Raw genomic sequence first — 25,435 nt, 5'->3', positions numbered from 1 at the left:
CACCATGGGCCTCGTGTTCGCGGGATCAAAACGAACCTTATCCATGGTCCATCTAGACGCATCATCGCGTCATCTTGTTCGTCGTTACGCCCCCCGCCTGCATGCATCAACCATGCCACTGAGGGTCCGTTTTTTCGACAAAGGCTTGGATTCCCTGGGCGGCGGTTTCGTGGCTGCAACCGGCAGCACCGGCGGCGGCGGCAGCGGAAATCTGGCTGATCAGTGCTTCACCGATCGATTCATTGATCACACGTTTGGTGGCTTGGATCGCGGCGGCAGGCCCCTGGGTGCAACGCCGCGCCCAGTCGCAAGCGGCCACCCAGATTTGTTCGGAATCCACCGCATGGCAGGCGATGCCGCGGGCAACGGCGGCTTCGGCATTTATGGCATCGCCCGATAACGCCATCTGCGAAGCGAGCGCCCCGCCGTGGCGAAACGCCAAAAGAGATGCCGTGATGCCGCCGACCAAACCGTGACGGATTGCCGGCGCCGACAGGGTCGCCCCGTGGCTGAGCACCATCAAGTCACTTGCCAAAGCCAGCGATAGACCGGCACCAGCGGCCAGACCGTCGACCGCGGCGACCACCGGTTTTGGAAAGCGCAAGACGACTTCAATCGACTCGGCCCATTGACGCCAATACTGGTGCGACTGGGCCAGAGATTCCGATTCAGGAAGCTCGTTGATCTCTTTCAAAACCCCCAGGTCCAATCCGCTACAAAAATCGGATCCGGCGCCGGTCAGCACGACCGCCCTGACGCGTTTTTCTTGATGAACATCGGAAAACGCTTGGTTCAGGTCTTCCAATAGCCCGGGACTGAGCGCGTTTCGAACTTGGGGCCGGTCCAAAACGATCGTTGCGATTTCTTCGTGAACTTTGACATCAACGTGTTGCAACGTTGCGGTCCCCCTGGGATGACAAATGGCTTCGTGACGGCAAGATCGGTGGCGACGGCATCGCCACGTTGCTGTGGCGATTGTAGATGGTCGATCAGCCGATCAGTGCGTCATCAAAGAATTCATCAGCGCTTCGCTGGGTTGGCGAATGGTCAACACACGCGGCTGGGTGTCGGGTTGGTCGGGATCGCGAATGATCACGATCACTTCGCGACGGTCTTGGCCGGCCGGACTTGCCAGGGCCGACGGCTGAACAATGCCCGCGTCAAATCCTCCTGCCGGTGCATCCAGTGCCGCCAACCGGACCGGTGGTTCGGCGGCCGGTGAACCACCGGCTGGTACGGTCGCGGAAAATTGATTCGTTGGGGCGACCGCCGTGCCGGCATCGCCTTGGGCCAGATGTGTCAGATTCACGCGTTCCAATTGCCAGTGAATCGAGCCCGGTCCGGTATAGATGCCGACATCACTTTTGTAGTCCGCTGCGTTGCAGACGCCGATCAAACATCCGTTCTGGTCGAACAATCCACCACCGCTGCGACCGTCGATCGGTGCACCGTCGATTTCCAGATTGCTGACACCCAAATGTTGGTTGTACTTGTCGACCCCGGTGATGCGGGTATCACGCCGCGAGGGATCGGCACCACGGTCGCATCCGAAACTGAAAGCGGCTTGTCCGGTGGTGACCTTTTGGCTGTGCTTGATGACCTTGACCGGTTGGATGTTGATCCCCGGCTGGATCGCCACCACGGCGATGTCACGATCTTCTGCGTCATAGTCGACCAATTGGCCGGGCACGGTTTTGGTTTCGCCGCCGACGAACAGATCAACTTCGATCCGGCCTTCGCCGTCGGTATCGCGGAACAGGTGACCGCAGGTCATGACCAGCGATTCCGCACCGTGCGAATCGATGATCGTTCCGGTGCCAACGCCAAAGCCATGGCCGTCATAAACACGTAATCGAACCGTTGCGGCGCGAGCACGTTCCACCGCATCGGCCATCGTGACGTTCGGCATGGTTTCGGACATCGTGTTGCCGGCTGTGGCAACGGATGGCACGTTTTGCGGTCGAACGTCGGACCGTCCGAAGGCGGCCAAGCGTGGCGGGTTTGTTGCCCCCGGACCGGCCGCAGCCAGACGCGTTCGAGGAGTGTCGGCGAATTCAGCCGCCCGTGGCGGTGCGGCGGATTGCTGGGAACCGGTTGGGATGTGGGGTCCACCGGGATTGGTTTGCAAGGCTTGACGAAGTTCGTCGATGCTGTGGCTGCCGACCAAGCGTGTGACTTCTTTGCCGTCGGCGATGACCAGATAGGTTGGCGTTTGGCGGACGCCGTAGCGGCGGACCAAATGCGGTTCGCTGGACACGTCGACGCGGCGGATCGCAACGCCCGATCGTTCCAGTTGTGCCAGCACGGGCTTCATCGTTTCACAGTGCTGGCACTGCTTGGACGTGAATTCCACCAAGATGGCGTTGGCCGATACCGACAGCATCGACAACCAAGAAATAGCGACGGACGCTAGCGCGAACTTGATACCAGTCAAGGTCGTCCCTCCCTGGACGCATTGGACGGCGTGTCGTCCGCACGAGTTTCGGCGAAACGACGCGATTCGAGGTCGGCGTACCCGAATCCGCACCATGATGTGGTCATCCTGACCGGTGGGATCGGCACCGAGGCGATCCTGCCTGATGTCCGTCGATCGCCACAAGGGCAATGAGCGTGACTTGAGTTTTTTTCCAGTTTCACGGATTGTTTTTCGATCTTTTCCCCGATCGACCGGTTTGCGAACGCCACCGTCATCCCCCGCCTTGGAAGGCATTGCATGCAACGACACCCGCGGCCAGTGCGAGGGCTGGGTTGCATCGACCAAGCCGGATGAACGCCGCACAAGACACGTCGTCGCTTTGTCTCTGGATCGCTACAATCCGCCGGTTCCGTGCCCAGATCTTCCCATTCATTTCCACCACAACGCCCAAACTTGTCATGACACGACGTCTGTTGGTCACCAGCGCGTTGCCCTATGCCAACGGTCCGATTCACATCGGGCACTTGGTCGAATACATCCAGACCGATATCTGGGTCCGCTTTCAAAAGCTGATGGGCAACCGCGCGATTTACATGTGCGCCGACGACACCCACGGCACGGCGATCATGATCCGGGCGAAGGCCGAAGGACGCAGCGAAGAAGCGTTGATTGCCAGCATGAGCGAGGCTCACCAACGCGACTTCGCCGGCTTTGACATTCGGTTTGACCATTACGGCAGCACCCACAGCGAAGAAAACCGCCAGCTTTGCCATCAGTTCTGGGAATCCCTTCGCAAGGCCGGGCTGATCGCCGAACGCAGCATCGAACAACTGTACGACCCCGAGGCGGAGACGTTTCTGGCCGATCGCTTCGTGCGTGGCACTTGTCCAGTGTGTGGGCTGGAGGATCAGGCGGGGGACAACTGCAACAACGGCCACACCTATTCGCCCACCGAATTGATCGATCCCAAAAGCACCCTCAGCGGTGCGACGCCGGTGCTGAAGGAAGCGACGCACCTGTTCGTGGAATTGGAAAAGCTGCACGACTTCTTGAACGACTGGGTTGATTCGGCCGATGCCTTGCAAAGCGAAACGGCGAACTACCTGAAAGGCTACTTTCTGTCGGCGGGACTGAAGGACTGGGACATCAGTCGTCCGGCACCCTATTTCGGGTTTGAGATCCCCGACGCACCAGGCAACTACTGGTACGTCTGGTTCGACGCCCCGATCGGTTACATCGCGTCGACCGCCCAGTGGTGTGCGGCCAACAACGAAACGCTGGCCGATTGGTGGCAAAGCGACGACTGTGAAGTGCATCACTTCATCGGCAAAGACATCACTTACTTTCACACACTGTTTTGGCCGGGGATGCTAAAGACGGCGGGATTCAGTCTGCCGACCAAAGTGCATATCCACGGCTTTTTGAACGTGGACGGCAAAAAGATGTCCAAACGCGACGGAACGTTGGTCGCGGCGGAAACCTACTTGAAACACTTGGACCCCAGTTACCTGCGTTACTTCTATGCAACGAAACTGACGTCGCGGGTCGAAGATTTGGACTTGGGGTTGGATGAGTTTGCGGAAAAGGTCAACAGCGACTTGGTCGGCAAAGTCGTTAATCTGGCCAGCCGCGTTGGCAAGTTCGCCGCCAAACTGGGCCTTAGCAAAACGTATCCCGATGATGGTGGGTTGTTCCAAGCCGCCGCGGCGAAGGGCAAGGACATTGCCGATGCCTATGAACAATGTGAATACGCCAAAGCCATGCGTTTGATCATGGAATTGGCCGACGCCGCCAATCCGTTCGTCGAACATGCCAAGCCGTGGGAGATGAAAAAGGATCCGGAGCGGGAAGACGAGCTTCGTGACGTTTGCACGGTTGCCCTGAACCTGTTCCGCCAATTGGCCATCTATTTGTCCCCCGTGTTGCCGAAGCTGGCACAGCAGTGTGGCGAATTGCTGAATGATCCGATCACGTCGTGGGAACAATCGCAAACGCCGTTGGTCGGTTCCCCGGTCAACAAATTTCAACGCATGATGAACCGCGTCCAAGTAGAGGATTTGCAAAAGATGATCGACGAAGGAAAACAAGAATCGGCCGCTGACGAAAAGCCCGTCAATCCGTTTGGCGATTCCGACCAGCCGCTGCAGGACGAACCGATTGCCGATGAAATCACCATCGACGACTTCGCCAAAGTGGACTTGCGGGTCGCTCGTGTTTTGTCGGCCGAACAGGTTCCCGAAGCGAATAAATTGCTGAAGTTGACCCTGGGGCTTGGCGGTGACGAAACGCGTCAAGTCTTCGCCGGCATCAAAGCCGCCTACGAACCGGAAAAGCTGGTCGGTCGTTTGGTCGTCATGGTCGCCAATTTGAAACCGCGTAAGATGCGATTCGGGCTGAGCGAAGGCATGGTGACCGCGGCCGGCCCCGGTGGCGCGGACGTCTTCGTCCTAGGAGTCGACGACGGCGCTCTGCCAGGGCAACGCGTTCACTGATCGGCGACATGGCCCATGAAGATTCGCCCGGCCTGTGTCGATGACGCCAGCGAAATCGCAGAGATCTATAACCACTATGTTTCGGCCGGCGGATCAACGTTTGACACGATCCGCTGGACCGAAAGCGTGGTTCGGCGTTGGATCCCGCCAAAGCCACCGGGCGGTTGGTATGTCGCGGTCGACGATGACGCGACGGTGATCGGCTGGACCACATTACGACCGATCAGCCAGCGTGAGGGGTTTCGGCACACGTGCGAATCGGCCATCTATCTTTTGCCGGCCGCCCAAGGACGTGGCATCGCCGATCCGCTGCAAAACGCGATCTTTGATCATTGTCGACGCCATGGCGTCCATCACGTGATGGCACGGATCATCGCGGATAACCAGCGTAGCGTGGCGTTTCACCAACGTCACGGCTTTGAAACGGTGGGCATCCAAAAGGAAGTCGGCTATCTGAATAAGCGTTGGGTCGATTTGGTCGTGATGCAGTTGCTGGTCGACATCCCGATCGATGATTGATGCGGACCGCGGCACGCGATCGCGCGTGTCATGGGGTGATAGCGACCGCGATTTCGCGAAACACCGTCATGAAAGTCCCGCCCAAAGATCCCTACGAATCATTGTGCCGGCACAGCCCGACGGCTCACTCACCCCACCGTGTTTGGGGTAAGATCGCGGTTGGCAATCGAAGTGCCGTCACTGGGCGATGGCATGTCGCGGGTCTGACACGCCGAAAGGAATGCACGTTCGATGGATGAATCAATAGTCGATACGGATCAATCGCCGGCAGCCCCCGCCAGTGCATCTTTGCGTGATCTGTTGCAACTGGTGCTGTTGCCCGGCCTGGGACCACGGACATTGGCGCGATTATTGGAACGTTTCGGCACCGCCACCAAAGTCCTCTCGGCGGACGGGGAAGCATTGGCTTGCGTCCCCAATGTTGGACGCAAGCTGGTCCACACGATTCGTACGGCCGGCGATCACGTTTGCGCGGACGAAGTGCTGCGGTGGTGCGATGACCAAGGCGTTCGTCTGGTCCGCGACACCGATGCCGATTACCCGATGGGGTTGAAGGACTTGGACGATGCCCCGCCGCTGTTGTTCCTGCGAGGCGATTGGGTGGACCAGGACCAGCTTTCGGTTGCGATCGTGGGGACGCGGCATGCGACAACGTATGGGTTGAAACAAGCCGAGCGTTTGGCTTACGGGTTGGCCAAAGCGGGCATCACCGTGGTCAGCGGATTGGCGCGTGGCATCGACACCGCGGCCCACCGTGGCTGTTTGGACGGAGGCGGCCGAACCATGGCAGTCTTGGGCGGCGGTCTGGGCGAAGTTTACCCTGCCGAAAACAAACCCTTGGCCGACCGGTGCAGCCAAAGCGGCGCGGTCATCAGCGAACAGCCGCCTTATGCCAAACCACGCAGCGGTCATTTCCCCCAGCGGAATCGGCTGATCGCCGCCATGTCATTGGCCACTTTGGTGATCGAAGCCCCGGACCGCAGCGGATCCTTGATCACCGCACGCCAGGCGTACGAACTGAACCGCGACGTCTTGGCCCTTCCGGGTCCGGTAACCAGTCGCACCTCGCGTGGATGCAATCAATTGATCCGCGATGGGGCGGTTTTGGTGCAAACCGTTGACGACGTGTTGGAAGCGATCGGCCCCATGTCCAACCCCGTGACCACCGACGAACAAACGACGATCCGCAGTGGGGCGGAATTGCAGCTGAATGACATCGAACGTTCCGTGCTACAGGCGATTGCACCGGAGAGCACCTCCATCGACACGGTCATCGCGCAAAGTGGTTTACCGGCGCACCGAGTCATTAGTACGATCAGCGTTTTAGAAATGCGTCGTTTGATCCGTCGGCTTAGCAGTCAATACGTCGCGCGTATCTAGCGGACCACGTCCAATCACAAGACTTTGAATGTCTGACCAAGAAGTCCACCGGGGACCGCGAACAGCCCAATCTTCGCGCACCGTTTGATCGACAGGTCACACATCGGTAACACGCCGCAATCGTCTTGCCTGACGTGCCGCGGGCGTGGTCGTTGGGTGTCCGCCATCGACACGCTGGACCGACGGTGAGGCATCCGGATCATCAAAGGCCGCCGGCGTCCATGCTTCTTGTGCAACCGGAGCCTCCGAAGCGTTCGCAAGCGGACTGGCGTCGCCCAGGACAGTGGCCGCGTTGCTGGCGGACCCATCCAAATCACCCAAATATTCTTCGCGGACCTTGGGATGCCGCTTGACCTCATCGGGCGATCCGTCGATCAACACTTGGCCCTTGTAAATCACATAGCATCGATCCACAACGCTTAAGATTTCCCGCGCCGCGTGGTCGGTGATCAAGACGCTGATCCCGGAATCTCGCAACTGACGAATCACACCCTGGATCGACTGAACGGTGACAGGGTCGATTCCGGCAAACGGTTCGTCCAACATCACGATGGTCGGATCCGAAACCAAACAACGGGCAATCTCCAAACGTCGACGTTCGCCACCGGACAGCCCCGCCGCTTTGCTTTTGCGGATGTGGGTGATGTTGAATTCCTGCAGCAATTCATCGGTGCGTTGGCGACGCGTGGCCCGATCCGCGCCCAACAATTCCAACAACGACGAGATGTTCTGTTCGACCGTCAGCTTTTTAAAAACGCTGGGTTCTTGGGGCAGATAGCCCATGCGCCCGTCACGCGCGCGGCGGAACATCGGCCAATCGGTCACGTCCTGACCGCCCAGATACACGTTGCCACGATCCGGTTCGACCATGCCACAGATCATCCGAAAACTGGTCGATTTGCCGGCACCGTTGGGTCCCAGCAGACCGACGATTTCGGCCTGGCCGACTTGCAGATTCACGCCGTCGACCACACGCCTTCGGCCATAGGTCTTCTGCAGATCGACCGCCTGCAAGACCATCGATTCACGATCCATCGCTTGATCGACTGATTGAAAAACGTTCATCAATGCGGATTCCTTCCCGCGCCGCGGCAATGCGGCTAGCGGATCAATTTCATGCGTTTGAAATTTGGCGTGAACGGAATGGGGCGGTTCCACGGGTGTGGCCAAAAGACCAACAATGCTTTGCCGACCAACAAGTCGCGAGGCACGTAGTGGGCTTCGGAATACAAGTAAGCGTCTTCGTCCACGCTGCGAGGCTGACCGAATTCTTTCGTGCCAGCCCAGCACCGCGCGTCCAGACTTTCCGGGCTGTTGTCACCCATGGGAAAGAACTGGTCTTTTTCCATGACGAATTCGGCACTTCGTCGTGCGTTCCAAATGGACAAGGTTTCCCAGCTTTCACGATCGGCCAACCGGGCCTGCAACTGCGGTCCCCAGCCCGACATGTCCATCGCGCCGCCGACTTCGCTGACCAAACGCAAGTCGTAATCGTGGACGCCGCCACGACTGTCGGTCGTTGCCACATAGTATTTGTCGCGATCAATGCGAACTTGGTGGACCGTTGCCGCCCCATCGACACCGATCGCCGCGGGCGCGGCGTCCAGCGGATTCCCGGGGCCATCGAATCGCGGACGTCGTTGGTCAAACGGAACAATCGACAATCCCGCATAGCTGGTCGGCGAATCAAAGGAAACCAAGTCCCCGTCGACCCACAACAACAGTTGGTCATCAAAATTGCTGAATCGAATTTGGTGTCGGCCGCCGGCGCGAACGTCGGTCGAAGCGGACGGCGTCGCAACGTCGTCATCAAAAGCGAACGATTGTCCATCGCGAAGGATCGACAGTTTGGCCGTCCCATCGGACAGATCGATGTCGCATCGAAACTGGACACCGCTTTCGACCAATTCCAAGGTGGCCGTCTTCGCATCAGCATCGGTTTCGATGTCGGTCTGGATCATCAGATCACCGACCCAGTGCATGCCGTCGGTGCCGGTTTGATAGGTGCCGAATTGGCAGCGACTGAACTGTTCCAAATCGCCGCCGGATTGAAAGTCATCGCGAAATTCGCCGCCGCCATAACCGCCACCCAACATGCGTGACAGGCCGTTTCCGCGGAACGTCGCAGGCTTGGTGTTATAGATCGCTCCCGCTTCGACAATGGCAAACGAATTGTATTGATAGAAATCCGTGATCGCCCGGCTGCTATAGGGATCGACCGATGCCAGGCTAAGCCCCTGATCGGCTTGGTCCCACTGCGATTGCGATGGCCAGCGATGGTAGTAGCGCAGCCACTGGGTTCCCGACGCGGGTGCCGTATCCAAACGTGCCGTCATGCCATCGTCGTCCCGCGAAACCTGCCAGGAATCTTGCGGTGGCTGCGTCGCCCCCGGACGCCAGGGTTGAAACCGGCTAGGGTAATCTGCTTGGATCAATTCCGGCGACTGATGATCGCTGTCGTAAACCAAGTGCCGCATCGACAACAGCGTCCGATCCGGTTTGCGAAGAATCTGGTCCGCGTCCTGTGATCCGGTCGGCCGTGCGTACACGTCACCGTGACGCAGCGTCACGGTTTCCTCGGGCAAACCCACCAACCGTTTGATGTAGTTTTGTTTCGGATTGCCCGGAAACTTGAACACGATGACGTCCCAGCGTTCCGGATCGCTTAGCGCATAGGAAAACTTGCTGACCAGAATCCGATCGCCGCTGAAAGTCGCGTCATTGGCCTCGTTTCGCAGATCCAGCGAATTGGCATGACGACAATTCGGGCACACGCCGCCGACGACCACGTTTTCCGTGACAGGTCCCCGTTGTTCCCAACTGGCACCGATCCGAAACCTCTGGCCACACCGGTCGCAATCGATTTCCTTGTGCGCCCCCATCAGGGTCGGAGCCATCGATCCGGTGGGAATCACGAATGCTTCGGCCAAAAACGCACGAAACAGCAACGCTAGAATGAATGCGACGACGAAAGCTTCGACAGTTTCACGCTGGGCCCCTGTGCGGATTTCCTGTGCCCGCGCGGCCGCGGGGCTCAGCTTCACCTCATCGCCTACGGCTTCGTTGCCATCGGGCTGATTTCCGCCGGTTTGGTCATCGCGTTGTCCGGACGGGCGGTTCTTGTTTCGACGATTCATAGACCAGCCACGAGGCTCAAAAACAAAATTGCGGGAATTGAAGGTTGATAACGCGACCGAAACCACGGACAAATTTGCAGTCGGCCCGCTGCGGAACGAGCACACCGGCGGAGCATAACCGGCGTCAATCCTAGCCATTTTGCCCATCCGCCGGAACTTCGATTCGACGGCGAAAATCTTGGCAAGGATTCTGACCACGATTTCCCCGGTCGCAGCCCCCCTATTTCCTCGACCCGACCTGGACCACACGGGACCGGGTCGAGTCGGACCTTGGAGCGGTGAACAGTCATGAAAAACGCTCGCAAAGCATTCACGCTGATCGAATTGCTGGTTGTGATCGCCATCATTGGTGTGCTTGTCGCCTTGCTGTCGCCCGCCATCCAGTCGGCCCGTGAGGCGGCGCGACTGGTCCAGTGCCAAAACCATCTGAAACAGATCGTCCTGGCCGGGCATAACTACCAATCACAATTTCGGTATCTGCCGGGCTACGCAGGGGAACGCCCCCCGTACTTCGTGGATTATCAGGACCGACACCGGTACAACCCGGATTTGGATGGTGCTAACTGGATCAGCCAATCGTTGCCTTCGTTGGAACAGAATCACTTGTTCGAATTGACGGGCGATCTGAACACACGTCCCATCGACCGTCCGGATGCCCAGATCATTGATTCGGTCCAGATCGCAGTCGAAACGCTGCACTGTCCCAGTCGGCGATCGGCGACCGCCTATCCGTTGGACTCCCGCTATCAACAACGTTTTGGGCCCGCCGCGGCGAGAAACGATTACGCCATGTGTGGGGGCGCCGCAGACGCCAACGGGGAATCCGAGAAACTGATCGACAACATCCGAGTGGGTGTTTGGACGTTGGGAAAACGGACCCGTTTCCGAGACGTCTTGGACGGCCTGAGCCAGACGTACTACGCGGGCGAAAAGGCGATGGATCTGTTGGAATATCACAGCGGAATCGATTTCGGTGATCGATCCCCGATGGTCGGCTGGAACCAGATGCGGACGTCGGCACACTCCTACGTGCGGTACGCCGCCCGACAACCCGTCCGTGACAAACCCGACAACTGCCTTTCCTGTCATGATTTCGGCAGCGCGCACCCCGCCGGCTGGAACGCGGCGTTTGCCGACGGATCGGTCCGGCTGATCAGTTATTCACGAGACCTGGAGATCCACCGAGCGATGGCCTCGATCGCCGCGGGGGAGATCCAGTCCGATGACTGAGATCCATCGTCGACAATCCAACGCCGTAGAGCCGCCAGAAATCGCGGGACGAGTCTAGGCGGATGTTTTGCGAAGCCATTTGTCACAACGCTGCGGCGAAATCTTAATCGCGGTGCCCAGCGGTTGTGCGAACAGACTGACCCGCAGTTCTTCGACCATCCAGCGAAATTCATTGTCGACGTGCAAGTCGGCCTGCTGGTGTTCCGGCGGCAGGGTTTGCAACCACCGATCCCACAAGTCACTGACGACTTTTCGCCCTTCGTCATCACGGGCGGCGGCACCACTGCGGTTCTTTTCGATCCGATAGGCGATCGCACGAAAATACCGTGGATAGTGCTGCAGATGTGCCCACGGAATGATGGCCATGAATCGCTCCGGTGCAAGCCAGCGTAACTGACTGCGAACATCATTCAGCATCGCTTGCTGGTTGGTCGGTGCTGATTCCAATTCACGCCGGATTTCGAAATAGGCTTCCGACAGCGTGGCAAGCCAGGGCGCCACCTGCTGGGTGGCGCGACCGATGCGTTCGCCACGATCACGACGCCTGGCATCAAACTCGGTTTGGCTGCGGACTTCGGCTTGGCTTTCAACAAAAGCGACTCGGGCGATCAGGTCTGTTAATTGTGATTCCATCTGGTCGGCGGAAATCAGCGAACCCAATCGCAATTTGGCGTCTTCCAATGCGGGCAACCACCGCACCTGGCTGCGGATCTCCTTTCTTTCGGCCAAGGCATACAGACGCACCAATCCACCGGCGTGCTGCCGCATCGCGGTTTGCCGATCGGGATAAACGCCGGTGGCGGCATGATCGCCACGATCCACGATGGCTGGATACTGCGCCACATGCACGCCACCACGCCGCCGGATGACTTCGACGGGCAATTGTTCAATGTCAAAGACGGTCATCGACTTCCGCGCCCAATCCGATTCCTGTTCGGATTCCACAGCCGCTTGCGGCGATGCGGCGCGTGGCGAAATCTGACGTTGCAGCCGATCGGCGCTGCGGTCGGCGGCGATCGGTTTGCCATCGTCATCGACGACTTCGACTAAAAAATCCAGATGACCGTCCAGCTTCTCGGCCTGGAAATCCGTGGGCTGGACCGGCATTTCGGCGTGCTTTGAAAACGCTTGGCAAACCGCCGTCATGAATGGCGTTTGGCCATACACCGGCATCAATTCGTCGGCGACCTGTTTGGCGATATCGGCGGCGGGCACCAAGTTTCGCCGAATGCGTTTGGGAAGAGACTTGATCATCGCGATCAACTTGGGCTGCAACAAACCGGGGACGAGCCATCCCAAACGGTCATCGCTGATTTGGGGCAGGGCGTCCTGATGAACCCGCACCGCGACGCCGTCCCGCTGGTCACCGGGCAAGAATCGATAGGTCAACGGCAGCGTTGTGGCACCAACCTGCAATTGATCGGGAAAGTCTTGCTGAGTGATCAATTCGCTTTCGCTTTGAACCAAGTCGCTGACCCGCATGTACGGCGTCGGACACTGTTGCACCGTTTCGTGATCCGGATCGGCGGGTGGTTCCTGCTGCAGCCAACGTGAAACGTCTTCGGAATTCTTTAGCTGCGACGCCCACTGCGGCGGCGTCATCAAACGGTCGTGCTTCTCCAAACGTCCGCGGTCACAAACGTCGTCCGGCAGAACCCTCGCGTAAAAAGATTGCACCGCGAACGGATCGACGACCAAATCACGGCGTCGGGTTTTGGCGGCCAACACCGCGATCGCATCACACAAACGTCGGTTGTGACGGACGAAGGATGCATTGGTGGTCAGTTCACCATCGACCAAGCCGTTGCGGATCAACAAATCTCGAGCGGTGGATCGGTCGATCGGTGGCAGCGGGACGCGGCGGCGGACGACGATCGGCAAGCCGAACAGCGTGGACTGCTGATAACAGAACGCCCCGTTTGATTTCTGGCTCCAATGCGGATCGCTGTAGGAATGCTTCAACAAGTGTGCGCCGACTTGTTCGATCCAAACGGGCTGGATCCGTGCAACCATGCGAGCGTATTGCCGCGATGTTTCCACCAATTCGGCGGCCATGATCCATTTCGGTTTGGCGTCGAAGACATGGCTTCCCGGCCACAAGAACAATTTCAAGTTGCCCGCGCCGGTGTATTCGTTCTTGTCCCCGACTTTGGCCACCCCCGATAGCAAACCGGACAGCAACGTTTGGTGAACCCCCGCGGACCGATCCTCGTCGATCACGCGATCGGGATGGTCATCCCAGCGAATCTTGCCGATCGACGATCGGTTGCCCTGGCGTTTCTGTAACGTCAACGCCATTTCCCGCAATTGTCGGTACACGTCGGCCCATTCGCGCATCCGCGATGGCGAAAGAAAATTCTTTCGCAGGGTGCGTTGCAACTGATTGCGACTGAGATTGTCGCGCCACTGACCGAACTGTTTCCAAAGCCGCAGGTCGGCCAAGAAATCACTTTGGGGATCCGCAAACTGGGCGTGGCACTCGTCGGCGGCTTGCCGCTTTTCCGGTGGACGTTCGCGAGGATCCTGAATCTCCATCGCCGCGACGATCGGCAAGACTTCCGGCAAGACACTGGATTGGGTCGCGGCCAGTAAAATGCGTCCGACGCGAGGGTCCACCGGCATCCGTCCCAGTTCCCAACCGATGTCGGTCAATTCTTGAGACGAATCAATCGCATTGAGTTCTTGCAGCGTACGGATGCCTTGTCGAATCGCATCGGGCCGGGGAGGGTCCAACAGCGGAAAGTCTTCCAGATTGCCCAGCCGCAGGGTTTTGGTTTTCAGAACAACCGACGCCAGATTGGTTCGTCGAATTTCGGGGGTCGTGAACGCATCACGGTTGTCATAGTCATCTTCGCTGTACAGCCGAATGCAGATCCCCGGGCCGATCCGGCCACAGCGACCGGCCCGTTGATCGGCACTGGCCCGGCTGATCGGTTCGATCGGCAATCGCTGGACCTTGGTCCGCTGACTGTAACGGCTGATCCGAGCGGTGCCCGAATCGATGACAAAGTGGATGCCCGGCACCGTCAACGACGACTCGGCAACATTGGTCGCAAAGATCACACGACGCTTTGCACCGGAGGGGTGAAAGATCTGTTGCTGCTGTGCGGCCGGCAGTCGCGCGTACAGCGGCAACAGGTCATACCGCTGGGCCAGTCCCAAACGACGATAGTGTCCGGCGACTTGGTGCGACACCTCGCGAATGTCTCGTTCGGTCGGCAAAAACACCAGCGTGTCACCGCCACCGGATCGTGACAACATTTCCAGTGCCGCAATGACATGTTGCCCCAAGTCTTGGTTGGCGTCGTCTTCGTTCACCTGTTCCCAAGGCAAGTAGCGAATTTCAACGGGATAGCCGCGACCTTGGACGTTCAAAATCGGCGCCGGACCATCGGCGTCGGCGAAGTGTTGCGCGAATCGATCCGCGTCGATGGTTGCCGAGGTAATGATCAGTTTCAAATCATCGCGTCGGTCGATCAGCCGACGCAGGTACCCCAACAAGAAATCGATGTTCAGCGACCGTTCGTGTGCCTCGTCGATGATGATCGCTTCGTATTGACGCAGTTGTCGATCGGATTGCGTTTCCGCCAACAGAATCCCATCGGTCATCAGCTTGATGATCGTTTCGTCGGAAGTTTTGTCGCCGAACCGGATCTGATAGCCCACTTGCTTGCCAAGCTGGGCCCCCAATTCTTCGCTCAGACGGTCGGCGATGCTGCGTGCCGCCAGCCGTCGTGGTTGGGTGTGGCCGATGCGTCCTCGTTGTCCGAGCCCGGCTTCGACACAAAACTTGGGCAACTGGGTCGATTTCCCACTGCCCGTTTCCCCACAGACCACGATGACCTGTCGTGACTGCAACAGTTCGATGATCTGCCCGCGATACTGCGCGATGGGCAATTCATCGGGCGTTTCCAAACGGATCGATCCCAGATCGCGACGGACCTCGGGCGCATCGTCATTCGGTTCCGCGGTCTTTGCGGCGCCCAGCTTGGGGCTTTCGGGTTTGAACGTCACAGAAAGAAAACGGCGGGTGGGGCGTTGAATCGATCAGAACGGAAACACGCGGGGGATCACCACCATCGCAACGGCAAAAACGATCAGGGTCAACGGCAAACCGAACCGCACGTAGTCGCCGAACCGATACCCGCCCACGCCATAAACCATCGCATTGGTTTGATAACCGAATGGGGTCAGAAAGCTGGCGGAAGCGGCGATCATCACGGCAATCACAAAGGGTGTTTCGTCGACGTTCAGGTTCGCGGCTGTCTGCGTGGCGATGTAGAACATCAGCGTGGCTGCGGCGACATTGGTCACAAATTCGGTGCAGATCATCGTGGCCAAGTAGACCGCAGCCAAGCAATAATAAGGGTGCCGGCCGGCCAACGACAGCAAACCGTCGGCGATCGCCTTGGCCGCCCCGCTTTTTTCTAGGGCCGACCCGATGCCGATGGCCGCGCCGATCACGATCAGGATGGCCCAATCCACGCTGCGGCGGGCCTCATCGGACCGACAACACCGCGTGGCGACGGTGGCCACCGCGGCCACCAAAGCCGCCACCGAAATTGGCACCGCGGTGAATGCGGCGGCAAACACCATCAGCAAGACAATGGTGATTGCAGTCCAAGCACGTTCCGGTCGCCGAACGGCCCCCTGTTCGACCTGGCTGACCAAATAAAAATCGCGTGAAGTCTGTTGGCGATGCAGAAACGACGGCGAAGCTTCCAGCAACAGCACGTCGCCGACTTCCAGGCGAATATCCCCCAGCTTGCCTTCCACCCGCTTCCCGCCACGTGCGACGGCAACCACGGCGGCGTTGTAGCGCGATCGGAAACGACTTTCGCGAATCGATTTCCCCAGCGAACTGCAACGCGGACTGACCACCGCTTCGACCAACGTCCGTCGCCAAGCGGGGACCTGTAGCTTGCGGGCCTGGTCGTCGGGCGTGATCAGGCCGCGGATTTTTTTCAGATCAACAACGCTTTCCAAAGCACCGACCAAAATCAAAACGTCGTCGGCCCACAACCGTTCGCCGGGCCGTGCGGCGACGATCCGGCTTTCGCCCTGTTCATCGACACGCTGAATTTCCGCCACGTACAAACCGGGCAGCCGACGCAATCCAGCCTGTTCAATCGTTTTGCCGACCAAATTGCCGCCGCGTTCGACCTGCATTTCGACGGTGTATTGCTGCGGGTCATCGGCCAGGCTGACGCCGGGCTTTCGGTCGGGCAACAGTCGGCTGCCAAAGATTAAGTACACCAGTCCCACCACCGTGGCGGGAACACCGATCCAAGCCGGCGTGAAGAATCCCAACGGTTGTCCGGTTTGGCCGACATACAAATCGCGGATCACCATGTTGGTGCTGGTGCCGATCAGCGTGCACATCCCACCCAGAATCGCGGCATAGGACATCGGCATCAAGAATCGGCTGCTGCTGTCGCCAATCTTCTTCGAAAGGTCATTGACCACTGGCAGCATGCCGGCAACCACCGGCGTGTTGTTCAGAAAACCGCTGACCACGGCGACGGGAACCAGCAAACGCATCCGAGCGTCGACGGGTTTTCGTGCCCCGTTCAGAAACCAACCGGTCGCCAATTCCGCACCGCCGGTCAGTTCCAGTCCCGCCACGACCACAAACAGCAACGCGATCGTGACCAGACTTTCACTGCCGAATCCCTGGAAAGCTTCGGCCGGGGTGGGCAGGGCCGCGCCGGGAACCAAACTGCCCGCGACGACCAGGACCGCCAACGCAGCCAACGCCAACAACTCGGCGGCGGCGACGCGAAGCGCCAAACCGGCCATCAAGCCGATCACGACGGCGACGGTCAACAGGGATTCCCAATTCTGCATCGCTGAAGCCTAATTTCGCCGCCCTGACGACTCAACTACACTGCTGTTCCTTCCTCTGCATCCCTCGCCCCGGTATCCCCAACGGTGTCAGTCAATGGCGGATTCTTCCCCTCAGCCTTCGGGCCCGGATTCTTCCGGACCAACGTCCAAAGGCCCGTGGATCATCGCAGCCCTGGTGGTTTTGCTGTTGATCATCCATCAAGACAATTGGTTTTGGGACGACGACACGTTGGTTTTGGGGTTCATGCCGATCGGATTGCTGTACCACGCCTGCATTTCAATGGCGGCATCGGCGACTTGGTTTTTGGCAACCAAGATCGCTTGGCCACTGGATGATGCGGATGAATTGACCGGCCACACGGATCAAGACGGAGGAACCCACTGATGCACCAGGGATTGCCTCAGCTGATCATCATCATCTGCTATCTGAGTCTGCTGCTATTGCTGGGCGTGTTCTCCAGCCGCCTGTTCAAAGGCACGCGTGAAGATTACCAGGTCGCCAGCCATTCGATCGGCCCGTTCTTGCTGTTGATGAGTCTGTTCGGGACCACGATGACCGCGTTCGCGTTGGTCGGCAGCAGCGGCGAAGCTTTCAAGGAGGGCATCGGCGTTTATGGGATGCTGGCCAGCAGCAGCGGCATCGTCCATTCGCTGTGCTTTTTTCTGATCGGGGTGAAAGTTTGGAAACTGGCCCGTCGGCACAATTACACAACCCAGATTGAATACTTTCGCGATCGCTTGAACAGCGATTTCGTCGGCCTGTTGCTGTTCCCGATCTTGGTCGGACTCATCATTCCCTATTTGCTGGTCGGTGTGATCAGCGCCGGTTCGGTGGTCCAATCGCTGACCGCGGGTCTTTCACCCGAATGGTTCCCGGCGACCGATGCGTCCGGCGAAATCAATCGAGCCCTGCATGGTGGAATTCCGCCGTGGCTGGGGTCACTGGTGATCTGCATGGTCGTGCTGGTTTACGTGTTCTTTGGTGGCATGCGTGGCACCACCTGGGCCAACACGTTTCAAACCCTGGTTTTCATGGTCTTGGGCGTCGTGACGTTCTACGTCATCGCCAACCGACTGGGCGGTCAGGACAGCTTCTTGGCTAACCTGCAGGCCCTGGGAGAATCGGTTCCGCTGAATAAAGTCACGCGGATCGAGATGAGCCAGACCAAGTTCTTCACGTACCTGTTGATTCCACTGTCGGTGGGCATGTTCCCACACTTGTTTCAGCACTGGATGACGGCCAAGAGCGCCAATTCGTTCAAGGTGCCGGTCGTTTGTCACCCGTTGTTCATCATGATCGTTTGGGTCCCCTGCGTCTTGGTCGGAATCTGGGCGACCGGCAATTTGATCCCCGCCAAACCGCCGCTGCCAAGCAACCCGAACGCGATCCTGGCATTCCTGGTGAAAACCCAAACCGGCCAGATGCTTGGCGGTTTGCTGGCGGCGGGAATCCTGGCCGCGATCATGTCCAGTTTGGACAGCCAGTTTTTGTGCATCGGCACGATCTTTAGCAACGACGTTTACTGTCATTACAAGGGCGATGTCAGCGACAAGGAACAAGTGTTCCTGACACGCGTGTTCATCATCGCGATCGTTGCGGTGACGTATTTGTTAAGTCTGGGTAATCCGACCAGCGTGTTCGCACTCGGCGTCTGGTGCTTCAGCGGTTTTAGCGCCCTATTCCCGATCGTCTTCGCGGCCCTGTACTGGCGCGGCCTGAGCGCCGCGGGAGCCATCAGCGGCATCTTTGCGGCGATCATCAGCTGGTGCATCCTGTTCTGGAACGGCCTGCAAACGCCGGGCGGTCTGCGTGAATTCCACCTCGAATTGCCGCTGGGCGATCAGCGGTATGAAATCATGCCGGTCGTCGTGATGGTTGCCAGTTCGCTGGTCACCATGATCGTCGTTTCTTTGGTCACGCCCAAACCATCGGATGAACACCTGAAACGCTTCTTCTAAGCGGCGGCTCTTGCTGATTGGCCCCCGAACCGTCACGAAACGAGGCGGTTGCGCCGATTCCCCCGACCGGCTGACCATCCGACCTAACCGACACTTGTTGTTCCCGAAGTTGATTGTCCGCTACCGTGATAGGACTTATCGACTTCTCTTCGGCACAGGGTTCAGGTTGGCGTGATGCAAAAGCACTTTCGATGGGGCGCATCCGCGCTGGGGTGGGGACTGGCGATTCTGGGTGGATTGTTCGCGACGGACACTCGGGCGACCGACTGGCTGCAGTGGCGTGGCCCGACCAGCGATAACCATGCGCAACAGGACTGGACCTTGCCACTGCGGTGGAACGTCCAAACGGGCCAGAACATTCAATGGAAAACCGCCATCGACGGCCGTGGACACAGCACACCGATCGTTGTCGGCGACTGGATATACCTGACCACCCACGACCCATCGGCTGATGTCCAGGCCCTGGTTCGACTGGATCGCAACACGGGCAGGATCCTGAACAAGTGGGCGATTCACCGAAACGTCGGCCCGATCCAAATGCATTCGAACAATTCTGGTGCGTCCCCCAGCCCCGCGTCAGACGGCCAGCACATTTATGTCAGCTTCCACAATCGCAATGCGATCCACGTCACGGCGGTGACGCTGCAAGGCCGACAAGTCTGGCAGCGCCGCGTCTGCGATTTCGCACCCCAAGCGTTCGAATTCGGCTACGGTGCCAGCCCGATCATCGAAGGCGAATTGCTGATCGTTGCCGCGGAATTCGATGGCGACGCCAGCGGCATCTACGCCTTGGACTTGGACACGGGCAAACCGGCCTGGAAGATCGAACGCCCGATCAACCTGAACTTTGCTTCCGCCATCGTCGCACCGATCGCCGGCGAACGTTTGCTGGTCATCGCCGGTGCCGAAACGATGGATGCGTACGATCCGGTCACGGGTCAACGCCGGTGGAGCGTTCCAACGACGACCGAAGCGATCTGCGGAACGATCGTTTGGGACGATCGCCGTTTGCTGGTCAGCGGCGGCAACCCGACGCCGGGGACCTGGTGCATCAATGCCGCCGGCGAACATCGCGAACTGTGGTCCAACCGCGTGATGTGCTACGAACAATCGCTGCTGGCCAACGACGGTTATGTCTATGCGGTCGCTGACAGCGGCGTGGCGTACTGCTGGCGGACCCACGACGGCCGCGAGATGTGGAAAGAACGACTGTTCGGCGGCGGCATCAGTGCATCGCCATTGCTGGTGGGGGACGAACTGCTGGTGGCCAGCGAACGGGGCGAGGTGTACGTGTTGGCGGCGAATCCAGATCGATTCGAAATGCGAGCCCAGAACCAGACCGGCGAATCGATCTTTGCCAGCCCGGTCGCGGTGGACGACACGCTGTACATCCGCAGCGGCATCCAGGAGGACGGCAAACGCCAAGAATATCTGATCGCGATCAGCGAAAAACCTTAGGGCTGGGAAAGGGCCAAGAAAGCCATTCCCACCACGCAACCAGAACGCCGGAAAATCAACGGCGTCAAAGAGTCTGACCACCGGGCGGGACCAACACAGCGTGGACCGGCCCGGCAATCATGAAGGGTCGATCAGGCGGAGATTTCTTCGACCTTGATCCGCGTGTGAACTTGGCGGTGGCCGGTACGACGACGGCTGTTCTTACGACGACGGAACTTTTGGACGTAGATCTTCTTGTCCTTGTGCGTTCCCAGGACCGAAGCGGTCACTTTGGCACCGTCGACCGTCGGCGCGCCCAGCTTCAACCCGTCGTCACCGCCGACGGCCAGCACCTTGTCAAAGGTCAGCGTTTCGCCTTCGGCAATTTCACGGTAATCGACGTCCAATTCCATGCCGGGTTCGACGCGATATTGACGGCCGCCGTCGGTAAAGATGGCGTACATGTTCGTTGACTCCACAATTTTGCTGAATTTCGAGTCGCGTAAGATAGCGACCGGTCGCGTCGACCGATAGGGCTTTGCGGTCGATTTTTGGCCGATCGGGCCGTTCGTCTTATACCCCGAGCCGTCATTTCCGCCCGGGCCGCAAATGTCGCCGCAAAAACCCGTCGGTCAGCCGGTTCAGGTGCCAACTTTGGTGGGGATCGTGCACGCTGTGTGCGGCCCCCGGGTAGATCATCAAATCGAACTGTTTGCCCGCCTTTTGTAGGGCGTGAGCCATCCGCATGGTGTTCGACGGATGCACGTTGTCGTCGACCTCGCCGTGAATCAGCAGCACGCGGCCGGTCAACTGGTCCGCTTTGTCCAACAAACCGTGCTGGGTGTAGCCGTCGTCGTTTTCGTCCGGCAGCCCCATGTACCGTTCGGTGTAAAACGAATCGTATTCACGCCAATCGGTTACCGATCCACCGGCGATTCCCGCGGCAAAATCCGAACTGTGGATCATGCTGTACAGGGTCAGAAACCCTCCAAAACTCCAGCCTCGAATCGCCAAACGGTCGGAATCCACCCACGCTTGTTGCTTCAACCAATCGACCGCCGCCTGGACGTCGGCGAATTCGACCTGGCCCAATCGGCCGCGGACCGCCCAGGTGTCGGCAATCCCGCGTCCACCGCTGGCCCGGTTGTCGACCATCAGCACGCTGATGCCGTCGCGAGCGAGCAATTCGTGATACAGCGAACGATTGCCCGCCCATCGGTCGCGAACGATCGGTGCCCTGGGGCCGCCATAAACCTCGATGACGACCGGTCCCGGCTGAGCATCCGTCGCGGCGGGCGAACGTTTCAGCTGAGCCGGCAATTTCACACCATCGTCGGTTTCGATTTGAAAAAGCTCGGGACGAATCCAATCGCCGGGCAAATTCAATTGGCTTTCGTGCAAGGTAACCCTGGTGACCGGGCCGGCCGTGTCAGCCAGCGACCACAGCGATAAAGACGCCGGACGCTGGGCCGTGCTGTGCCTGACGACCACGCGTTTTCCCCGAGCATCCGCTTTGAAGTCGTACCATCCGTTACCGTCGGTCAAGCGATGCGGCGTCGGCCCCTGATCGTCAGAACTCTGGCCCGTGCTGGGATCTTCCGCATCGCCCCGCGAAGCCAATTCAGCGTGATAGATATCCTGGTGCCAAGTCGCGCCGTCTTCACCGGCGGTCAACCACAACGAACGCCCGCTGGGATCCACTTTGAATTCGTTGACGTTCATTGCTTGTGGCGTCAGGGGCGTCACCGTTTTGCCGCCCAAGGCCAGGCGAAACAGACGCGCCCTGCCGGTGGGCAGATTGCTTTTCCAGATGATTCCGCCGTCGGCCAGGAACCCAGGCTTCTCCGGCGGTTCAACCCACGCGGGGCTTTCTTCGCGTAGCCAGCGTTTCTGGTTCTGGGTCCCACCGAACAGGTACCGGTGATCGACATACCGCAGTTCGCGCCACGTCTGCAGCCGATTGCTAATGCTGTAGACGAAACACTGGGAATATGGGTGCCACCACATGCCGGTGATGATCTGAGGATCCTGCTCGGTCGATTTGGCCAGCAAACGTGGCGGCGGCCAAACCCCGCGATCCATTTCCCGCAAATCCCACAGATACAGCTCCGCATGGGGAATCGGATCACCCGCTTTGCTGTACCGCCGGACCAAACCCGATCCGCGCTGGGTCCGCGAATCGCCCAGCGTGTAGGGCTGGATCGAATCAATGTGGATCCGCAACATCGCCAGCCAATTTCCATCGGGACTGAACCGAAACCCTTTATAGTTCCCGCGACCGAAGATCTCTTCTTGGTAAGTCCAATCCAATCGGCCATCTAAGATCGTCTCCGACGCGTCGTCGGTCATCCGGTGGGATCGCCCACTGGACACATCGACGACGAACAAATCGCCATCCTGAGTGAAAGCGACACGGCGATGACTTTGATCCAATGTTGCGTCGTTCCAAGACGTTGCATCGCGAGTCAGCAAACGCGTTTCGCCTTGTGGATCCACAACGGCCAGCGATCCACCGACCCGCACCAAGACGGTCTGGCCGACATAGGAGGTCGACCTTACGGCTTGGTCGACCGCGGAGTCGATCTGTTTGTCGGTGGCGGCATCGATCTGGGCGATTCGTTCACGCAAACGTTGGGGATATTCCCACGGTGATTCGGTCCCATCGTCCGAACAAATCTTCCATTCGTCTTTGCGGCGAACGATCAGACGGCTGTCGCTATCGGTGCCGGGCCCCGCTTTGACCCAACGATAAACGGGCATTTTGCCGTCGTAGTCGTGCTTATCGTCGGGGTGAAACAGACTGCGCAGCGACAATTCCGGTGGCTGTTGCTTGTCTTCCACCGCGGTCTGGTCGTCTTGGCCCATCGACGTGGTGGCACCAGCAGTGGCCAGCACCATGACGATCGACATTCCGGCCGGCCAAACGCGGCGGCCGAGTGACCGCGAAATCGCTCGACGCGACGTCGTTTCGGAACGACAGTTACAATACGTCCGACGTTTCGGACATCCCCGTCTTGCCACCCGTTCACCCAACATCACCAACCGACACCATGGATCGTTCATCTCGGATCGTTGCCTCACTGACTCGTTTGACTGTCTGTCTTGCATGCGGATGGATCACTCTGGGGATCACGTCGCGACCCGCTGGGGCAGAATCGTCTCGCCCAAACATCGTTTGGATTATGTCCGAGGACAACTCCAAACACTACTTGCGGCACTTCGACGATGACGGCGCACCGGCCCCCCACATCGAATCGATGGCCCAGCATGGCATCACGTTCGACCGTGCGTTTTCCAACGCTCCGGTTTGCAGCGTCGCCAGAACCACGCTGATCACGTGCTGTTACGGCCCCCGTATCGGAACGCAGTACCATCGCCGCAGCAAGTTGGCACAGTTGCCGACGGACGTCGAAATGTTTCCTGCCTATTTGCGTGCGGCGGGCTATTTCACGACCAATAACGCAAAAGAAGATTACAACGCCCAGCGACGCGCCGAGCCGTGGGACCAATCGGGACGCAACGCCAGTTGGAAGAACCGCCCCAACGCCCAGACGCCCTTTTTTCACGTCCAGACGTTTACGGATTCGCATGAAAGCCGCCTGCACTTCAGCAAGTCCGACATGCAAAAGCCGAATCAGACGTCATCCGACGCGGTTCGCCTGCAACCGTACTTTCCCGACACGGACCTGTTTCGCTACACCCGCGCCCGTTATCACGACCGGATGATGATCATCGACGACCTTGTCGGTGGCGTGCTGGAGGAATTGAAGACGGCGGGAGAACTGGAAAACACCTTCGTCTTTTACTTCGGTGATCACGGCGGTGTCCTGCCACGTTCCAAAGGCTATGCCTATGAATCGGGTCTACATGTGCCGCTGGTGGTTCGTGTCGGTGACAACGTCAAATCAATGGCCGGACGCGCCATGGGCACCCGCACCGACGGCTTTGTCGAATTTGTCGATTTCGGCGCGACGGTCTTGGCATTGGCCGGCGTCGACGTTCCCGATTCGATCGACGGCAAACCGTTCTTGGGCCCGGATGTTGATGCAGCCGCCGTCGACCGGCGCGACGAAGCCTTCGGTTACGCCGACCGCTTTGACGAAAAATACGAAATGGTGCGGACGCTGCGTGTCGGCGACTGGAAATACATGCGTTGCTTCGAAGGCTATCTTCCCGACGGATTGCAAAACAACTATCGCTACAAACAAATGGCGTTCACCCAGTGGCGTCAATTGCACCAGGCCGGAAAACTGAACGATGTCCAGTCGCAGTTTTTCGCTGCCAAACCTGCAGAGTTGTTGTTCGACCTGAGCCAAGATCCGCACGAGGTCCAAAACTTGGCTGCATCGCCGAAGCACCAAACCAAGCTGACCGAAATGCGATCGCGACTGATGCAGCGTTTGACATCGATGCCCGATCTGAGCCTGATGCCCGAAGCGGTCTTGTATGAACAGGCGATGGACGCACCGGTTCCGTTCGGCCAAGAACACCGGTCGGAAATCGCGTCGTTGTTGGACACCGCCAATTTGGCCCTGCAACCCTTTGACAAAGCACAGCCGTTGCTTGAGCAGCGCATGGCCGGTGACAACCCATGGCAGGCTTACTGGGCGCTGACGGCGGCATCCCAGTTCGGCAAGACGGCGTCATCGCTGGCCGACGACGCCCGACCGTTGCTGAATTCCGATCAGCCGCTGGTGCAAACAAGGGCCGCGGAATTTTTGGCCATCGTCGACGACAATTTCAATCCCTGGCCGACACTGCGTGACGCTTTGGCGTCGGCGGACAACAACCCGGAAGCATCATCGATCCTGAACACAGCCGTCTACGTTCGCGACTTTCTGAATCGCCAAGACGGATCCGACGCGAAGCTCCGGGTGGGTTACAAAGTCGGCAAATCGGACCAAGCCCAGCGGCGCTTGGACTATCTGAACGATCAGCTGTAAGCGACCGTCGATTTCGTCAACATCTGGATTGGATCGGCCGCCACGACAGGTGCGCGGCCGATCTTTTGCGTGGGG

The 25,435-nt window shown here is 58.9% G+C and carries 16 protein-coding genes; 8 read left to right on the top strand and 8 right to left on the bottom strand.

Translation table 11 applies throughout. The features are described 5' to 3' along the window. Nucleotides 1–106: 106 nt before the first annotated feature. Nucleotides 107–895 carry an enoyl-CoA hydratase/isomerase family protein gene (locus tag HFP54_RS18625; RefSeq protein ID WP_168566339.1) on the bottom strand — a complete coding sequence of 263 codons (789 nt, stop codon included), beginning with the start codon at nucleotides 893–895 and terminating at the stop codon, nucleotides 107–109. Nucleotides 896–997: 102 nt separating this feature from the next. After that, the gene (locus HFP54_RS18620) at nucleotides 998–2,434 is read right to left on the bottom strand and encodes a trypsin-like peptidase domain-containing protein (protein WP_197138298.1); all 1,437 of its coding nucleotides are present in this window, start codon (nucleotides 2,432–2,434) and stop codon (nucleotides 998–1,000) included. A 440-nt stretch (nucleotides 2,435–2,874) separates the two neighbouring features. Here HFP54_RS18620 and metG point away from each other — a divergent pair, with 440 nt between their 5' ends. The 3 genes from metG to dprA all read left to right on the top strand — a co-directional run bounded on the left by metG (nucleotide 2,875) and on the right by dprA (nucleotide 6,807). Then, nucleotides 2,875–4,908 (top strand): methionine--tRNA ligase, encoded by a 2,034-nt coding sequence (gene metG / locus HFP54_RS18615; protein WP_168566338.1) that lies wholly within the window; start codon nucleotides 2,875–2,877, stop codon nucleotides 4,906–4,908. A 15-nt stretch (nucleotides 4,909–4,923) separates the two neighbouring features. Next, nucleotides 4,924–5,427 carry a GNAT family N-acetyltransferase gene (locus tag HFP54_RS18610; RefSeq protein WP_146415870.1) on the top strand — a complete coding sequence of 168 codons (504 nt, stop codon included), beginning with the start codon at nucleotides 4,924–4,926 and terminating at the stop codon, nucleotides 5,425–5,427. A gap of 231 nt (nucleotides 5,428–5,658) precedes the next feature. Then, on the top strand, nucleotides 5,659–6,807 hold the full coding sequence (dprA, locus tag HFP54_RS18605; RefSeq protein WP_168566337.1) for a DNA-processing protein DprA: 1,149 nt from the start codon (nucleotides 5,659–5,661) through the stop codon (nucleotides 6,805–6,807). 96 nt (nucleotides 6,808–6,903) lie between these two features. Here dprA and lptB read toward each other — a convergent pair whose 3' ends face one another. Together lptB and lepB are read right to left on the bottom strand one after the other, a co-directional pair. Continuing rightward, complete coding sequence (gene lptB, locus HFP54_RS18600; RefSeq protein ID WP_168566336.1) at nucleotides 6,904–7,872, bottom strand: LPS export ABC transporter ATP-binding protein; 969 nt, start codon at nucleotides 7,870–7,872, stop codon at nucleotides 6,904–6,906. Nucleotides 7,873–7,907: 35 nt separating this feature from the next. Next, on the bottom strand, nucleotides 7,908–9,944 hold the full coding sequence (lepB, locus tag HFP54_RS18595; protein WP_168566335.1) for a signal peptidase I: 2,037 nt from the start codon (nucleotides 9,942–9,944) through the stop codon (nucleotides 7,908–7,910). A gap of 288 nt (nucleotides 9,945–10,232) precedes the next feature. Here lepB and HFP54_RS18590 point away from each other — a divergent pair, with 288 nt between their 5' ends. Next, on the top strand, nucleotides 10,233–11,174 hold the full coding sequence (locus HFP54_RS18590; RefSeq protein ID WP_146415874.1) for a DUF1559 domain-containing protein: 942 nt from the start codon (nucleotides 10,233–10,235) through the stop codon (nucleotides 11,172–11,174). 54 nt (nucleotides 11,175–11,228) lie between these two features. Here the strand turns inward: HFP54_RS18590 and hrpA are convergent, their stop codons facing one another. Both hrpA and HFP54_RS18580 read right to left on the bottom strand, forming a co-directional pair. Continuing rightward, nucleotides 11,229–15,188: an ATP-dependent RNA helicase HrpA gene (hrpA, locus tag HFP54_RS18585; RefSeq protein ID WP_315853933.1), complete on the bottom strand. Its 3,960-nt coding sequence runs from the start codon at nucleotides 15,186–15,188 to the stop codon at nucleotides 11,229–11,231. A 33-nt stretch (nucleotides 15,189–15,221) separates the two neighbouring features. Further along, a complete protein-coding gene (locus HFP54_RS18580) occupies nucleotides 15,222–17,021 on the bottom strand; it encodes an SLC13 family permease (RefSeq protein WP_168566334.1) in 1,800 nt (599 codons plus the stop codon). A gap of 94 nt (nucleotides 17,022–17,115) precedes the next feature. Here HFP54_RS18580 and HFP54_RS18575 point away from each other — a divergent pair, with 94 nt between their 5' ends. From HFP54_RS18575 to HFP54_RS18565, 3 genes are all read left to right on the top strand, one after another. Beyond that, nucleotides 17,116–17,406, top strand: a complete 291-nt coding sequence (locus tag HFP54_RS18575) for a DUF3311 domain-containing protein (protein ID WP_168566333.1) — start codon at nucleotides 17,116–17,118, stop codon at nucleotides 17,404–17,406. Further along, nucleotides 17,406–18,980 carry a sodium:solute symporter family protein gene (locus HFP54_RS18570; protein WP_168566332.1) on the top strand — a complete coding sequence of 525 codons (1,575 nt, stop codon included), beginning with the start codon at nucleotides 17,406–17,408 and terminating at the stop codon, nucleotides 18,978–18,980. The genes HFP54_RS18575 and HFP54_RS18570 overlap by 1 nt, the downstream gene beginning before the upstream one ends. Before the next feature lie 174 nt (nucleotides 18,981–19,154). Next, nucleotides 19,155–20,438 carry a BamB-related PQQ repeat family beta-propellar protein gene (locus HFP54_RS18565; protein WP_168566331.1) on the top strand — a complete coding sequence of 428 codons (1,284 nt, stop codon included), beginning with the start codon at nucleotides 19,155–19,157 and terminating at the stop codon, nucleotides 20,436–20,438. Between the two features lie 131 nt (nucleotides 20,439–20,569). On the opposite strand, the gene rplU is transcribed toward HFP54_RS18565, so the two are convergent. Both rplU and HFP54_RS18555 read right to left on the bottom strand, forming a co-directional pair. Beyond that, nucleotides 20,570–20,881 carry a 50S ribosomal protein L21 gene (gene rplU, locus HFP54_RS18560; protein ID WP_145293317.1) on the bottom strand — a complete coding sequence of 104 codons (312 nt, stop codon included), beginning with the start codon at nucleotides 20,879–20,881 and terminating at the stop codon, nucleotides 20,570–20,572. Between the two features lie 124 nt (nucleotides 20,882–21,005). Beyond that, nucleotides 21,006–23,327, bottom strand: a complete 2,322-nt coding sequence (locus HFP54_RS18555) for a S9 family peptidase (protein WP_168566330.1) — start codon at nucleotides 23,325–23,327, stop codon at nucleotides 21,006–21,008. Nucleotides 23,328–23,467: 140 nt separating this feature from the next. Here HFP54_RS18555 and HFP54_RS18550 point away from each other — a divergent pair, with 140 nt between their 5' ends. Beyond that, nucleotides 23,468–25,360, top strand: coding sequence for a sulfatase family protein (locus HFP54_RS18550; RefSeq protein WP_168566329.1), 1,893 nt, complete (start codon nucleotides 23,468–23,470; stop codon nucleotides 25,358–25,360). The last annotated feature ends 75 nt before the right edge of the window (nucleotides 25,361–25,435 follow it).

Source organism: Crateriforma spongiae (genome assembly GCF_012290005.1).
GTDB lineage: Bacteria > Planctomycetota > Planctomycetia > Pirellulales > Pirellulaceae > Crateriforma > Crateriforma spongiae.
The sequence above is the reverse complement of the archived record's forward strand: the minus strand, read 5'-3'. Positions and strand labels throughout refer to the sequence as shown.